The sequence below is a fragment of the Mangrovibacterium marinum genome (assembly GCF_003046625.1).
Taxonomy (GTDB): Bacteria; Bacteroidota; Bacteroidia; order Bacteroidales; family Prolixibacteraceae; genus Mangrovibacterium; species Mangrovibacterium marinum.
On sequence record NZ_QAAD01000003.1, the window covers coordinates 75,897 to 91,687 of the forward strand.

A 15,791-nucleotide genomic window follows, 5' to 3' on the forward strand; every position below is an offset into this window, starting at 1 on the left:
AGGCCACTTATCCGAAACAAAACCCGAGCTTAAGATACAAAAAAAGCCGCACCCACTAAGGATACGGCCAACTCTTTTAATAATCGATTAAAGATTATGCAATTTCAATATTTCGAACAATTGGCTTTTGCTCTTGCCTCTTCGGAAGTGTCAGTGTCAGGATCCCGTTTTCGAATGCTGCCTGAATCGCCTCCTGATCAATCTCATCGCTCAGCTTAAAGCGTTTTTCAAAATCTCTGTTTCTGAACTGAATACGTGACGATTTAACATCCGCATCCGACTCATTAGCCGCCTCAGCTCTCACGACGAGCTCATTTTTATCGAGTACTATCTGAACCTGTTCTTTACGGAATCCGGCGATTTGCATTTCTGCTTTTATGAAATCCTCGTATTCGTAAACATTGACCGGCGGCTGAAAACGAATTTCGTTTTTGGCGATACGATCCTGATGCGTACTATCGGCAAAAAGATCATTCAACAGACGATCGATTGCATAAAATCCGGAAACAGGGTTTGCAGTTACTAATTTCATGGTTATGTCCTCCAAAATAAGTTTAATTTTCAATTATTGTTTTCTGAAGGACTTCTTTGCAACAGGCATTCCATTTCCCTGTTGCAGTCATTTATTCCAGATAAACAGGCAACAACACTGCCATTATTTCCGAAATCAAACAAAGCACCAAGCCATCATGTCATCCTATGTAGATTTATCGATATCTAAATCCACAGAATTCTCTTCGCACATTCGCGATTCTTTTTACTTTTGCAGAAAATTTTTTGAGCATGCGAATCGACATACTGACCGTTGTACCGGAATTATTGGAAAGCCCTTTTAATCACTCCATCCTGAAAAGAGCACAGGATGCAGGTGTTGTTGAAATTCACGTACACAACATCCGGGATTTTTCAACCGACAAACACCGGAAGGTTGACGACTATGCTTTTAGCGGCGGTGCAGGAATGGTCATGACCATACAACCCATCGAGGCCGCGATTAAGCACCTGAAAGCACAACGCGAATACGACGAAGTAATCTACACCAGCCCCGATGGCGAGCAATTCAACCAACGAATAGCCAACCATTGCTCGCTCTATAAGAACATCATTATTTTGTGCGGACACTACAAAGGAGTGGATCAACGGGTTCGCGACCACCTGATTACCCGCGAAATATCGGTTGGCGATTTTGTGCTCACCGGAGGCGAACTGGCTGCCGCCATCATGGTTGATGCCATTGTACGTCTGATTCCGGGCGCCATGTCGGACGAAACATCCGCACTAACGGATTCGTTTCAGGACAACCTGCTGAGCCCGCCGGTATATACCCGTCCGGCCGACTACAATGGCTGGAAAGTACCCGACATCCTGCTCAGCGGGAACGACAAACAAGTAAACGAGTGGAAAGAGAAACAGGCTTGGGAACGCACCAAACGCCTGCGTCCCGACCTACTGGAAGGGCACGAATAAAGCTTACGCCCACTACCCCCGCCGACATATTGTATTGTACGGACAGTTTTCGCATTTCCGCTTTTTGCTGGTCTGATCGAAACTGGTTTCCGGGCTAAAGATCTCGCTTAACAGCTCATTCAAACTTTCAGCAAAAGGCGCTGCAATCGAGCTGTAGTTCACCGTCTGTCCCTGCATTTTTATCGCCGGATCAAATTCATCGCCGAAAAAGCTGTCTATTTTATAGATCGACGGCAGAATATCGGCGACACCGTGCATGCGCCGATAAATCTCAGAATACACGAGCGTTTGCAGAATTTCCTTGGGCCGGTTATCGGCCTCGCGCTTGTAAAGGTCATCAAATTGATTAAACTTCAGCACTAAACTGCGTCCGGTTTTGTAGTCGATAATGCGCAATCCCTCTTTGGTGCGGTCAATCCGGTCGACAATACCACCAAGCTTAATCGTTCGCTTCTGCCCTTCGACCTCCAGCTCAAAATCAGCTTCACAATTTCCCTCCAGGGCAACTACCTGAAAAGGCGCAAAAGCCTGATCATTCTCGAGCATGCGGGTAAGGTAAGTCTTCAGGTTTTCCGCAATCAGGATATTTTTCCCGGTAATTTTCACATCCTTCAGTGAGCTGTCCTTGTAATACTCGCGCTTAAAAGCATCGTAAATCGCCTTGCGAATCACGGCATCATTCTTCAACAGCGCAACAATATGCTCATTGGTCATTTCCCGACCCGCAAAAGGCTTGTACAGCATCTCGGAGGCATAGTGAAATAAGTTTCCAAACAGGCGCGGGTCAACATCTTCCAGCAGCTCATCGCTTTCGTGAATACCGGCAATATATTTAAAGTAAAACTTCAGCCGGCAATCCAGAAATACATTCAACGCGCTCGGGCTCAACCGCCGATCGGCATAACGCGACAACAGCAACTCGCGATGTTTTGCCGTCGATGGAATACTGATGGGTGCCGACTCGGTCGACTTAAAATCGAAGTTCAGCTGTGTTAACCGGGGTTCCAGAGCCGAGTCGTACAACAACTGAAACAAATACCGACTCATCTCACCCGAGCCCATTCCATCGCCCGAAGTATCGTAAACCAACACCAGCTCCTCAGCACGGTGCGCCAGCCGATAAAAATAGTAGGCATACATGGCATCTTGCTCTTCATAAGCCGGCAGACCAAAGGCCTTACGCAGATTATACGGAATAAACGAGTGCGTCGTCGAGGTGTTGGGCAGGCGCCCTTCGTTCACCGAAAACATAAACAAGCGTTTAAAATCCAGATTCCGGGTTTCCAGTACCCCCATCACCTGCAAGCCCGAAAGCGGCTCCCCCTCAAAGGGAATGCTGATTCGCTGCAAGTATTGCTGCAAAATGCGGTAAAATAGCGACATCGAAATCTTTGCCGGATGAAATTGCTCCAGGGTTTCGGTCAACCGCTGAATAGCCAGATAAGCCTGATATAAATATTCGTTTTCCAGAGCCGGCTCAGCCTCATCTTCCCGCGAGCTCCCCAAACGCACGGCCTGCATTTTTACAACATTCAGCAAATAGGCAGCGCAGTCTTGCCATCGCGTCAGTCTCGTAAAAATCAGCTTCAGCAAATCATTCTCGGCCAAATCGCTGGTGCGCACATAAACCTTATTTTCCGCATGAATAGCCCGGACAATTTCCTTGGTTGTCGCATCGGCCAGTAGCTGATGGCTTAGCAAGGCAATAACCGGTTTATAGTAAAAAGCATCGGCCCCATCATACAATCGATAGTTTTTTTGCAAATCAATCAGCTGGTTAATGAAGCTAAAAACCGGTGTATTTTGAATGGGATAGCCCATCGTTATATTGATTTTATGGTACTGCGCCCCGGCCGAAGAGACCATGGGTACCAACAAGCCCTCGTCGGAAAGTACCAAAGCGGTATCGTCAAAGCGCGGATCTTTCATCAGGCTGCCGGCAAATTCAGGATGATTCAACACCTGTGTTTGGGCCACCTGACCAGGAACCGACACAATCGTTATTTTCGGTTGGCTAAGCTCACCCGCATCCAGATGGAAACCTTCGGGCGGTGGAAAAACAAGCAGGTTGCGCCGGATAAAAAGGCCGGCTTCGTGCTGCACATCGCGAACAAAAACAGGATCGTAATCCCAGAAGAAGTCGCCGATTTCCAGCTCTTTAAACTTACGGAATAATTTTTCCTCGGCAGCATTCAAGGCATTAAACCCAACAAAGCAATAGCGCTCCGACTTCAACGCCTCAGCATTTTTGGCCGTCCATTGCTCAATTAAATCCCGGTAAAGCATGCCGGTGAAGGCCCGATCATCTTTGGTTAAAGCCTCCTTGAAGCGATGATACACCGCCGCCAGCTTATTCCAGATCTGCATAAACTTGGTGCGATTAGCCGATCCACCGCCCTTCCCGAGCGTTCCCCAAAACTGCTCAATAATTTTCCGCTGCTCGGCAGTCATGTACTCAAAGCGGCTTTCAATCTCCTTCAAATCGGAGATATTCTGAAACAAGTCGTCCGGATTCAACAAATATTTATCAATATCGTTGAAGTCATTCAGCAAAATTTCGCCCCAAAAAAAGAAATCATCCAACTCCTCCTCGTGGCCGGTTTCTTGTTTATAAATTTGATGAAGTAACAAAATCTGACTAATATGGTCTGATATTTGCAACCCCGAGAATTTAGACACCAGATCGTTAATGGTGATCACCTCGGGGCCTAACACCGTTTTTCGAACCAATTCGTTCAAATAAGCATTGAAGAAAACAGACGAACGGCGACTGGGGAAAACTACCGAAATACGATTAATCTGCTCGCCGTGAGTTTCATATAAGAATCGGGCAACTTGTTTCAGAAAGGGCTCCATGAAATTTCTTTTTTGATAAAGATACAATTTAAATGAAGTCCGGATAAAACGCTTTTTCAACAACAAAAGTAAACCACTCGTTTAAAACAAATTAAGAACTAAATTTTATTCCATGAAAACATTTCATCTATTTCTCGTCCTGATGGTAGCAGCAACTGTTGCCCGGGCACAAACCGCCATTAACCCGCTTGAATCGACTCCCTACATTGAAGTTACCGGAGAGGGAGAACTGGAAATCGTCCCCGACGAAATCTACCTTCAGTTTACTTTAAAAGAACGCATGGACGGACGCAGCAAAACCGAGCTCGACCAAATTGAAAAAGAGCTGAAAAAGAAGCTTTCATCGGCTGGCTTTAACCTGACCGACTTAACACTGGCCGATGCCAATGCTGATTTTGTGACCATAAAACGCAAAAAGAAAGACGTACTGGCCTCGAAAGATTACCAGATGAAGCTGAGCCAAACCGGGCAGATTGCCACACTGCTGGATGTGCTTGATGAAGTTAAAGCAGAGAATGCCTACATCAGCCGCCTGGATCACAGCCAGATGGAGCAGTTTAAAAAAGACGTTAAAATAAAGGCTGCAAAAAATGCGCACGACAAAGCTCAATATCTACTGGGTGCTTTAGGCCAAAAAGCCGGCAACATCCTGTTCATTCAGGAGCGCGAAAGCTATTTACAGCCTTACGTTCGAAAAGCAGCGGCCTTAGGTATGGTTGCCGATATGCAAGCAGAAAGCGCGTCGGAACCCGAAATCAGCTTCAGAAAAATAAAGCTGAATTACAAAGTTTTTGCCCGCTTTGCCATTGCCGAGTAAGCGAATGCACATAAATCCCCGGAGATAAGCAGCAAACCAAGGCATCTGCTATCTCCGGGAATTTTATATTTAGTTCTGGCGAGCAGCCTCAACTTCGTCCTTTGTCACCCCCTCCAACTCATTCCCAAAGCTCGAGCGCACATAGGAAATCACATCGGCAATTTGCTGATCGCTGAGCTGCTTATGCGGAAGCATCACACCATTGTAGCTTTCGCCATCAAGCTCAATTTCGCCCTTCATGCCGTTGAGCACTAGATCGATAAACTGGGCTTTATCGCGCACAAAGCGGTTGGGTGTTAAGGGTGGAAAAACACCCGAAATCCCCTGCCCTTCCTGCTGGTGACAAACTTTACAATACTGGTCGTAGACCTTTTTCCCGGGGTGCACAGTTGTTGCAGGATGCAATTTTTCCATCTTGACGGTAGCAGCCGGCGCACTTTCGTCAGCAAGCTTTTGGGCCGGCTTTTGCCGGCAGGACAACAAGCTAACGACAAGCAAGATTGAGGCAATATATTTCATGGTTATCAATCATTAATTTTTCAAAACAACAAAGCTTGTAAAGTAACAAAAAACACCCTTGGTGGTTCAACAGCCAGGCTCCCCACCAACGGTAAATTGAGCTATAATCGGCGGCTGCTCTCCTTTCAACGAACAAGACAAACAACTTTTAAAGTTGTGATAATTTTTAAATTCATCGTCACTTTATCGAATATAAAATCTATTTTTAGTAACTCTTTGCTTAGGCTGTTTTCGGAATGGGAAATCAAAAGAAGCGTATAAAAAAGAAAACGATCCGCAGATTGGCAGCAGCTATTCTGCTATTGTTAGCCCTTGTGTCGATCTGGCTGGCACTGGCTGCACCCGGCTATGTGAAAATGCATATCAGCGCTTATATCCGCGAATCGAGCAAGGGCGAATACAGCCTGTCGTTTTACGACATAAAAGCGAACTTCTACACCCAAACCGTCCGGATCGATTCTATCCGGCTAATTCCGCTTCAGGCCGGCAAAAGCCACTATGCAGTAGCTGCATCAGAGCTTCGGGCAACCGGTATTTCCATCTCCGACTTCCTGTTTCACCGAAAACTAAGCCTGAATGGCTTGCTGATTAAGGAACCACAATTCGAAATTTACGGACAAAAAGTAGAACAGGCAGCCACCACCAACAAAGCGGATCTTTTCCGGAAACTGAAGCCATTTTTTAATGAAAGCCTGAACGAAATTACCGTCGACGAAATACTACTGGAGCAGGCCAATATGGCTCAGTACACACTACAAGGCGATACATCGCCCCTAAATTCGATCCCGAATTTAAATATTGCCATTCGCAATTTCAGGATGAATGCACAGATCCTGAATGCAGAAAAGCAGTTTTTTCAGGCCGACGACATTGATGTGCAGATCAAAAACTTCAGCCATGCCCTGGGCGACAAAATTCACCGCCTGCAAGTAGAAACCCTCAGCTACTCCATTGAACACCGCAACATTCGCGGGCATAACCTGAGGCTTTACCCGCTCGACACGGCTCAACAGGCCGGAACACGCTACTGGATCGAGATTCCCGAGATCAAAATTAAATCGGAGAATCTGCGAGATATGCTCAGCAACGACTCCGTACGGATTGACTCTCTGGAAATTCTTCACAGCAACATACGCCTGAAGCCCGGGATCAACAGCCAAAGCATCAACTTCAGAGAGTTGAAAAAGTACGATTTGTACCAGCTGGTAAAAAACGACTTTCGCTATGCGGCCGTGAACCACCTGCGCATGAGCGCTGATACGCTTTGCTTTTTACCCAAAACCGACAGCCTTAACAATTCACAGATTTTCAGGAATGTTGAAATTAAAGCCGATCAGTTTGAGCTTGCGCCGAACAGCCGAACAGCGGCAAATAAGATTTTGTACTCCGACCTGATTGAGCTGCAAATCGGCTCATACCGGCTGATGCTGAACGACCAGGTCCACCAGTTTGAAGCCCGCGACATACACCTGTCCTCAGCCGATCGTTTCATGAAGGCCCGCGAGCTTAAGCTCACACCGAACAACAACACCACAGCAACAGCCCCGGTTAAGGTTAAAATGCTTTGCGACAGCCTGACCATGCAGCAGCTCGACCTGGCAGCGCTGTTTCATCGTCGCCAAATACCACTGGCCGAGCTAAACCTTTACCACCCCACGGTTCAGATTAACCAGCTGGCGGAACACACCGCTGGCGAGGCCAGCCGCGAAAGCCTGCTTTACCATTTTATTCGCGACTACATCAAGGGCGTTTATGCGAACCTGATTGCCATCAACAACGGGCAAATTCAGTTTAACGATTTAAGTTCCGATACCGACGAGGGGCACATCACCACCGATTTCAACCTTCGGCTGACCGACTTTTCGCTCGACTCGGTGAGTGCGCGGCGAACCGACAAACTGTTTTTTGCCACCAACCTGGAACTCAATTGCAACAAGTACACCATGAAGCTGGCCGACCAACTGCACATTTTAAAGGTTGATCAGATCAGTGTGTCGAGCCTGCGCAAAATGGCGCGCCTGAAAAATCTCCGCCTTTACCCGAACAATAAAAAAGATCCGCAAAAGCAGTTAAAACGCCTTAACCGCTCCGAATTATACGAGCTGTACATTCCCGAGCTGTTATTGCAAAACACAGATATCCACCATGCCTTTTTCCGCAAAAAACTAAACATCAACGAGTTTATCATCTCCTGTCCCGACATCTCGCTCGATGTGTTTGCCGGTTACCGACAAGACCCGGGAGAACTAAATGCCCGGGAGTTTTACCTGCTGCTCGAAAATTATATCCGTGACATCAACATTCGCGAGATTGCCATTAACCAGGGCAACTTACATTTAACCAACCACAGCCGCAAGGGCAAAACAACCGACTTCCGGAATCAATTTAGCCTGAAGCTTTTCAACTTCAGGCTGAACAAAGAAGAACTAAGCAGCAAACGTATGTTATTTTCCGATTCATTTAACCTGAAAATCAAAGACCATCTGTTCCGACTATCCGACAATGTCCACTACCTGAAAGCCCGTGAAATCAATTTTTCATCAGCCACATCGAGCGGCGAGATAAAGCATGCACTGCTTTACCCCGAACTAAGCAGCCCGGACTACAACAAGCTGCCCTGGCATTTCCAAATCAGCATTCCAAGCATAAAATTAAATCAAGTCAATCTCGAGAAAGCGATTTTCGACGAAATCCTTGATGTTGGCTCTTTTACTGTTCAATCCCCAAACATTCAACTCTACAAGAATCATCCGGGAAACGGCAAATTCAACTTTAAGGATCTGAGTATTCCGCTTCCCGAAGAGCTGAAAGAACTCACATTAAACGAAGTTAGTTTACAGGAAGGACAGCTGTTGATTTTCCGGGGCAGCGGCGATAATAAGCAACGGCTGGCTAGTGCAAAGCTCTCCTTCAATATCGAAAATGCACAACTGAAACGTACCGAGGACAACCGAACAGCGCGTTTTTCAGCCTCCGCCATCCAAACACAACTGGATAAACTATCACTAACGCCCGAGAAACAACCTTATTCCATTTCGTCGGACAATATTCGTTTTTCATCCCGACAGAAAGCACTGTTTTTCACCAACCTGCAAATCAAAAACACGTCGAAAGAAACCAAGTCGCTTGAGTCGATCTCCTTGCCCGAGCTGCGTTTCGAACAGCTGGATCCGAGCGATGCATTCGACAACAACCGTTTCCACGCCTCGCGAATTACCGTCCAAAAACCGGTTTTCAACCTTCACCCAACCGAACAGGAACAAAAACAAAATCCGCTTTACATTAAACTGCCGAAAGATTTGAGCGTGTTGATGGATGAGCTCTCATCGGAGAAAGTGGAACTAAAAAACGCGACCTTCAACATTTACGGAAAGAACAAATCCGTGACCTTCAACCAGGTGGATATTGACATGGACCGGGTAAAGCTCGACAGCATGCCGTCGGAAAAACCATTGGGAGCGCAAGACCTGACGATCGTTCGGAAAAACATGCAATACACCGACAAAGCCGGACTTTACGATCTGCTGATCGATCGGTTTGCTTATTCGACCAAGGAAAACGATCTCTACCTGAATGGCATTCACATTATCCCGCGTTACGGCCCCGATGAGTTTCAGAATCAGATTCAACATCAACAAGACTATTACTCGGGCGACATTAACCAGGTGAAACTTCGGAATTTGGACCTCAACCGTTGGTTTGAACGCAAAGAACTAACCGGCAAAACCATTGCCATCGACCGAATGAACATGGTGATTTACCGCGACAAACGGAAGCCCTTTGATGAACACAACAAGCCGCCATTGCCTCAGGAACTGCTGCGCAGCATTGAATTGCCCTTTTATTTCGACACGGTTCGCTTAAGCCACTCGAACTTCATTTATAACGAACAGTTGGAAAACATACCGGAACCCGGCCGCGTAAGCTTCGAAGACATCAGTGCGCAACTCTATCCTTTCACCAACCTGAAATACCTGCAATTCACAACCCCCAAAATGTATCTGAAAGCACAAGCCCGGCTGATGGGTGAAAGCCAGCTAAAGGCTTCGTTCAAATTCGATATGACCGCAGCTGACAATCGCTTCGAGGCCAAAGGATCGCTCAGTCCGTTCGACCTCACAACCCTCAACCCGATTACCGAAAACGGAGCCTCCATCTCGGTGCGTTCAGGACAGCTAAACCGATTCGATTTTGAGTTCGCAGGCGACTCGCTGGTGGCGAACGGCAAATTACGCTTTGCCTACGAAGATTTAAAAATCTCCATCCTCTCGCACAAAAAAGGAAACACCAAAGAAGCCAAGTTCCTGAGTTTTTTGGCCAATAGCCTGTTGCTAAAATCGAAAAGTCCACGCACAAAAATCCTGCTGCCCGACGATATTCACTTCTACCGCGATCCGCACAAATCAACGCTTAACTACTGGTGGAAATCGGTATTCAGTGGAGCCAAAAACACCTTTGGTGTGAAAGACGAATAGTACCATTTCCTTCAGAGTAAATCCTACAACAATCTCCTAAACTACAAGAACACAACACCAACAAGCAGAATATCAAAAACAATAAAAAGCAAACGAATTTATGGGGGAGCTTCAGTAGAATAGTTCGTTAAATTTTTAAACACAGATGGTTTTTAAAGCCTTGTGAGCCTATCGGGAGATTTAGCAAAATACCACAAATTAAGGCATCACAAAGATCTGATAGTCTAAAATCTAACGATCTATTGTCGGTAACAAACCGGTATTGTTGACTTCCCGGTCGTTTGTTGACCGCACAAAAAAGCCTGCACGTTCAATGCAGGCTTTTGGTTGTATTTTTTTCAAAAAGAAAGCTTATTCAACAATGGTCACTTTGCGTACCCGGTACGGCTTTTTGTTTTGCGATTCGAAATACGTACGCATCAACATTTCGGCAATAATACCGGTCGTGATAAACTGAATGCCCGCGACCAGTAAAATCAAGCCTAACACCAGCAGTGGTTTACCCCAGATGTCCTGCCCCAGAACTTTTAAAATCAGCAGATACACATTGATCAACACGCCAATACCGAAAGTGAGGATTCCCATTTTTCCGAAAAAGTGGATGGGGCGTTGCAGGTATTTGCGCAAGAACAGCATCAGCACCAAGTCGCTAAATACGCGGGTTGTGCGGCTCAGGTTGTATTTTGAACGGCCGAACTCGCGGGCCCGGTGGTTTACATCGACCTGCGTCATGCGCGTTGAACCTTCAAGAGCCAGCAACACCGGAATAAAGCGGTGTAACTCGCCGTAAATATGAATGCTTTTGATGGCTTCGTTGGTGAATAACTTCAAGGTACAGCCCAGGTCGCGCATTTGCGTGCCGGTTGATTCGCGGATGATGTAGTTGGCAATTTTACTGGGAATTTTGCGCAAGAAAGCACCATCCTTCCGGTTGGCACGTACACCGGCCACCATATCCCAGTCGCCTTTTTTCAACAAGTCCATCATCATAGGGATGTCGGCAGGGTCGTTCTGCAGATCACCGTCAATCAGCGCAACATATTCGCCTTGTGCCTGATCGATACCAGCCTGAAGCGCCGAGCTTTGCCCGTAGTTCCGTTTCAACTCAACTAATACAAAATGTTCATCTTTGATTGCCCGAATCTCATCGCGGGTGGTATCGGTCGATCCATCATCAACAAACAACACTTCATAATCAAAATCTTTCAGGGCTGCTTTAATTTGGTCGCTTAGCGGCTTAATATTCTGCTCTTCGTTGTAAACGCAAACAACCAGGCTTAATTCTTTCATTCCTATTCTTAACGTTAATTGCTTTTTTGCAAAATGCGGTACGAATTTATAAAAAATGCGTCACGATCTACCTTTTTCGGCCCAAGAACACCACAGGATTAATTCTGTAGCAGCCCGATCTGCAACATAAACATCGCTGCTCCCCGGCCAAGCCTGTTAAATGCTGCAAAGCGGATCACCACTTCCGTTAAACCAAAAGAGATGCCCGCATCAGGCATCTCTCTTGGTTGATTTGTTTGGGGTATCGGTTATAAGCCCAACTTCTCCCGTATATTTTTAGGGATCGCGTTCTTATTCACCATGATACTCATGGTTTTGTACTCCACATAAGGTTTCGAGGCATAAAATAAGCCATCGTATTTGTTATAGTCGCCCCACGAGTTCTTCACTTTGTAGTACAGGTTTCCATCCTGGTCCTTGGCTGTGCCAACAATGAGCATACCGTGGTCGTCGGTGGTTTCGTAGTTATCGAAACTAACCTGGCGCATCACCTGGGTAATTTCCTTTTCCTTGCCTGGTTTGTCCAGTTTATACAGTTGTGCATCTTGTTCCTTTTCCGACAGTTCTTCCCACTTCGAAATCTCGGCATCCGACATTTCAGTTTTATCGACAGCCGGCACCACGGCAATTCCCTGGCGCGATGTGCTGAATCCCCGTTCGCTCACATCGGCGCCCCAGGCAACCGTATAGCCTGCTTCAATCGAGCCGTCAATCACCTGCATAAACTCATCCAGAGGCAGGTTGTAAACTTCGCCCCACATCCAGTTATCGGGAATTTCAATCACAAATTTGCTGTAAAACGGATGGTGCGTGAAAGAAGTCAGCTCTACATAATCGTCCATATTTAAGCCTACATATTTTGTGGCAAAAGTCTGGGGAGTATAAGTTTTCCCATCGTATTTAAAGCTTTCGGGCAGTTCGCCCAGGTAAGCATTCAGGGTTCCCTTAACGCTTTCAATCCAAGCCGGGCTCAGCTTTTTATTGCCATTTTCAACAACTGCCTTCACCTGTTCCGTCAACATTTTATCCAACTCGGCATGCACATGTTGCTTCTCGCCATAGTTCAGCCCTTGGTACGCGTCCTCTGGAACAATACCGTACTGTTGAATCATGTTGGTCACATCGTGAAAAGCACCACCTGCCGAGAAGTTAATATTACCGTGCAGCCGCACGTACTTCAACGCTTTTTGCAGGTAAGTATGCCAAACAATATACATTTCCGACAAGTTGGTTTCCGGCTTACCGGCACGCAACATTTCCGACTCCAAAAAGCCAATGGTTGAAAACGACCAGCAAGTACCCGAGCGATTTTGATTTTTCACCGGGGTGTAGGCCAACTCCTTAATGCTTGTAAAATGATAACCTTTTTCTGTTTTCGTCGTGTCTTCCTGTCCGCGGGCTGTTGCCGCGAACAACGCAATAACCAGCACTAAGGCCAGCTTTTTCATATCCTTCATACTTTTCTTTGATTAGAAATTCCTTCACCGCACAAGATAGCAATATTGAATGAATGCCGGACGAGCCAAGCAGAACTGTTGCCACTATTCCATTCACTTTATTCCAATCCTGTGCGCATTAACATGCAGCATCAGTAAACAACAAGTGCGGTTCATTACAGCGGAAATCACTTTTTTTTCAGCTTGAAGGAATGACGTCCCTCCTGTCGCCCTTGTTTTATCCGAAATTATACCGGCGTATTTCAGTGAGTAAATTAGCCTGAGAAAAGGTATAAGATGTGTAAAATGTTTCGTTTTGGGGTTACTTTTGTAAAAGTGCACTGCTTTAAAACCCGTTGAACTTGCCGCCATTGAAGACTTTCCTAATTTTAGCAGGCGATTTGTACGGATGGCCTTCCCAATGGTGATCTTCATGCCATCCGGTGCACAATCGGATTCGGCATACCGACGACCAATCAAAATAAATTAATCAAAACAACGAAAAGGCATGAAAAAAAGCTTACTCATTCTCGCACTGGCAGTATTCAGTCAAATTGGCTTTGCTCAAGTTCAACTGAGCGAGGACGAAATTGAACAGAAAATCGACGAAATTATACCTCAACTAAGCTTAAAAGAAAAGGTGGCTATGTGCCACGCACAATCTAAGTTTAGTTCTCCGGGTGTTCCCCGGCTGGGCATTCCCGAGATCTGGATGGCCGATGGTCCTCACGGTGTACGTGCCGAAATAAACTGGGACGACTGGGGGCATGCCGGCTGGACCAACGACTCGGTCACGGCTTTTCCGGCACTAACCTGCCTGGCAGCCTCCTTCAACCCCGAAGTAGCGATGCAATATGGGAATGCTTTGGGCGAAGAAGCCCGCTTCCGCAGAAAGGACATCATGCTGGCTCCCGGTGTCAATATATATCGTACCCCCCTCAATGGCCGCAACTTCGAATATCTGGGTGAAGATCCTTATCTGGTCTCCACCATGGTGGTTCCCTACATTAAAGGGATCCAGTCGAACGGCGTTTCGGCCTGTGTAAAACACTTTGCGCTGAACAATCAGGAAGAATGGCGCGGCCATATCGATGTACAAGTCGACGACCGGGCTCTGCGCGAAATCTACCTCCCGGCTTTCAAAGCAGCGGTAACCGAAGCAGGCGTGTGGACCCTAATGGGAGCATACAATAAATACAAGGGGCAATATACCACCACCAACAAGGTGCTGATAAACGATATTCTGAAAGGCGAATGGGGCTTCGACGGGGTGGTTGTCAGCGACTGGGGCAGCGCGCACGATACCGACGAAGCAGCCCTAAACGGACTGGATCTGGAGATGGGCAGCTGGACAAACGGCTTGACGGCCTCGCGCGATTTTGCCTACAACGAGTACTACCTGGCTGACGCCTTCTATGCCAAACTAAAAAGCGGCGAAATTCCGGAATCGGTTGTTGACGATAAAGTACGCCGCATCCTGCGCCTGATGTTTCGCACCAGCATGAACACCGCCCGCGGTTTCGGCAGCCAAAACAGCGAACAACACCAGCAAGTTGCCCGCAAGGTGGCAACTGAAGGAATGGTATTGCTGAAAAATGAAGACCACTTTTTCCCTATCGATCCGGCAACTACCAAAACAATTGCGGTAATTGGCGAAAATGCCACCAAGATGATGACCTTGGGTGGCGGATCATCCGAGTTGAAGGCTCAATACGAGATTTCACCGCTCGAAGGAATTCAGAAGCGCTTTTCCAACGCAAAGATCCTGCACACCCTGGGTTATTCCTCCGGCCCTTCGTGGTATGGTCGTGTTATTGAACCAAAAGAAAACCAGGACAGTCTGTACCAGGCAGCACTCGAAACCGCGCGCCAGGCCGACCTTGTATTGTTTGTTGGCGGCCTGAATAAGAATCATCATCAGGATTGTGAAGCTGGCGACCGCCTGTCGTACAACCTGCCTTTCAATCAGGATGCGCTGTTGCAAGATATCGTGAAGATCAACCCCAACACTGCCGTGATCCTGGTGAGCGGAAATGCCGTAGCCGTACCCTGGCTGAACGACGTTAAAGCCTTACTTCAGGCCTGGTATCTGGGAAGCGAAACCGGCAATGCAATTGCCGACCTGCTGAGTGGCGAGGTGAACCCATCCGGTAAGTTACCCTTCAGTTTCCCGGTTAAACTGGAAGATAATGCAGCGCATTCATTTGGCAAACTGTCGTACCCAGGCGACAGCATCAAGCAATATTATAAAGAAGGAATCCTGGTCGGCTATCGTTGGTTCGACACCAAACAAATAAAACCGCAATTTCCGTTTGGCTATGGCCTATCCTACACCAGCTTTGCATACAACGATCTGAAAACCGACAAAAAAGCCTATACAACCAACGATTCGGTAGAAGTAAGCTTTACCCTGAAGAACACCGGTGACGTTGCCGGAGCCGAAGTTGCTCAATTGTATGTTTCCGATCCAAAATGCTCAGTAATGCGTCCGGCAAAAGAACTGAAGGCGTTCAAAAAAGTATTCCTGCAACCGGGCGAGGAAAAAGAAGTATCCTTATCGGTTCCGGCAAGTAGCTTTGCCTATTATTCGGAAGAAACAAAAGGCTGGGTTGTGGAGCCCGGGAAATTCATCCTGCAAATTAACAGCTCGTCGGCCGACAATCAGCTGAAGACAACCATTGAAGTTAACTAACCTCAGTAATCAAGCGACTGTAATACGCAACATCAGCGCTTTCATGAAAATGCCCGTTCAGGCCTTCGCAGCCGGAGCGGGCATTTTTTATAACCTTCGATTCGGGTGATGCGCCTGCCTGCGGCAGGCCAGGTTTCCAATGCGCATCGAAGATGATTTGAATGGCGATTCAGCTTCAACCGGTAGCCAGGCTTCTTTTGTAGCAAACCAGCGCTGATGAGAGTTGCCCCAAAACTGGC

General features: G+C 47.0%; 9 protein-coding genes. 4 read left to right on the forward strand and 5 right to left on the reverse strand.

What is annotated here, in order from left to right; translation table 11 throughout:
* Positions 1–94: 94 nt before the first annotated feature.
* A complete protein-coding gene (locus tag C8N47_RS03625; RefSeq protein WP_107821160.1) occupies positions 95–532 on the reverse strand; it encodes an Hsp20/alpha crystallin family protein in 438 nt (145 codons plus the stop codon).
* A gap of 251 nt (positions 533–783) precedes the next feature.
* On the opposite strand from C8N47_RS03625, the gene trmD reads away from it, so the two are divergent.
* The gene (gene trmD / locus C8N47_RS03630) at positions 784–1,467 is read left to right on the forward strand and encodes a tRNA (guanosine(37)-N1)-methyltransferase TrmD (RefSeq protein WP_107821161.1); all 684 of its coding nucleotides are present in this window, start codon (positions 784–786) and stop codon (positions 1,465–1,467) included.
* Between the two features lie 12 nt (positions 1,468–1,479).
* On the opposite strand, the gene C8N47_RS03635 is transcribed toward trmD, so the two are convergent.
* Entirely contained in the window at positions 1,480–4,323 is a 2,844-nt protein-coding gene (locus C8N47_RS03635; protein ID WP_107821162.1) for a PD-(D/E)XK nuclease family protein, read from the reverse strand.
* Positions 4,324–4,435: 112 nt separating this feature from the next.
* Between C8N47_RS03635 and C8N47_RS03640 the strand changes: the two genes are divergently transcribed.
* Positions 4,436–5,140, forward strand: coding sequence for an SIMPL domain-containing protein (locus tag C8N47_RS03640; RefSeq protein ID WP_107821163.1), 705 nt, complete (start codon positions 4,436–4,438; stop codon positions 5,138–5,140).
* 69 nt (positions 5,141–5,209) lie between these two features.
* On the opposite strand, the gene C8N47_RS03645 is transcribed toward C8N47_RS03640, so the two are convergent.
* Positions 5,210–5,659, reverse strand: a complete 450-nt coding sequence (locus tag C8N47_RS03645) for a c-type cytochrome (protein ID WP_107821164.1) — start codon at positions 5,657–5,659, stop codon at positions 5,210–5,212.
* A 281-nt stretch (positions 5,660–5,940) separates the two neighbouring features.
* Here C8N47_RS03645 and C8N47_RS03650 point away from each other — a divergent pair, with 281 nt between their 5' ends.
* A complete protein-coding gene (locus C8N47_RS03650) occupies positions 5,941–10,134 on the forward strand; it encodes a hypothetical protein (protein WP_146161421.1) in 4,194 nt (1,397 codons plus the stop codon).
* A 351-nt stretch (positions 10,135–10,485) separates the two neighbouring features.
* On the opposite strand, the gene C8N47_RS03655 is transcribed toward C8N47_RS03650, so the two are convergent.
* Together C8N47_RS03655 and C8N47_RS03660 are read right to left on the reverse strand one after the other, a co-directional pair.
* On the reverse strand, positions 10,486–11,424 hold the full coding sequence (locus tag C8N47_RS03655; RefSeq protein WP_107821166.1) for a glycosyltransferase family 2 protein: 939 nt from the start codon (positions 11,422–11,424) through the stop codon (positions 10,486–10,488).
* A gap of 248 nt (positions 11,425–11,672) precedes the next feature.
* Positions 11,673–12,881 (reverse strand): C1 family peptidase, encoded by a 1,209-nt coding sequence (locus C8N47_RS03660; RefSeq protein ID WP_245915662.1) that lies wholly within the window; start codon positions 12,879–12,881, stop codon positions 11,673–11,675.
* A 487-nt stretch (positions 12,882–13,368) separates the two neighbouring features.
* Here C8N47_RS03660 and C8N47_RS03670 point away from each other — a divergent pair, with 487 nt between their 5' ends.
* The gene (locus tag C8N47_RS03670; protein ID WP_107821168.1) at positions 13,369–15,552 is read left to right on the forward strand and encodes a glycoside hydrolase family 3 C-terminal domain-containing protein; all 2,184 of its coding nucleotides are present in this window, start codon (positions 13,369–13,371) and stop codon (positions 15,550–15,552) included.
* Positions 15,553–15,791 lie beyond the last annotated feature (239 nt).

What these genes read in the sequence shown, in the direction of transcription:
- C8N47_RS03625 (WP_107821160.1), bottom strand. Translation starts at nt 532, where the DNA reads ATGAAATTAGTAACTGCAAACCCTGTTTCCGGATTTTATGCAATCGAT.
- trmD (WP_107821161.1), top strand. Translation starts at nt 784, where the DNA reads ATGCGAATCGACATACTGACCGTTGTACCGGAATTATTGGAAAGCCCT.
- C8N47_RS03635 (WP_107821162.1), bottom strand. Translation starts at nt 4,323, where the DNA reads ATGGAGCCCTTTCTGAAACAAGTTGCCCGATTCTTATATGAAACTCAC.
- C8N47_RS03640 (WP_107821163.1), top strand. Translation starts at nt 4,436, where the DNA reads ATGAAAACATTTCATCTATTTCTCGTCCTGATGGTAGCAGCAACTGTT.
- C8N47_RS03645 (WP_107821164.1), bottom strand. Translation starts at nt 5,659, where the DNA reads ATGAAATATATTGCCTCAATCTTGCTTGTCGTTAGCTTGTTGTCCTGC.
- C8N47_RS03655 (WP_107821166.1), bottom strand. Translation starts at nt 11,424, where the DNA reads ATGAAAGAATTAAGCCTGGTTGTTTGCGTTTACAACGAAGAGCAGAAT.
- C8N47_RS03660 (WP_245915662.1), bottom strand. Translation starts at nt 12,881, where the DNA reads ATGAAGGATATGAAAAAGCTGGCCTTAGTGCTGGTTATTGCGTTGTTC.
- C8N47_RS03670 (WP_107821168.1), top strand. Translation starts at nt 13,369, where the DNA reads ATGAAAAAAAGCTTACTCATTCTCGCACTGGCAGTATTCAGTCAAATT.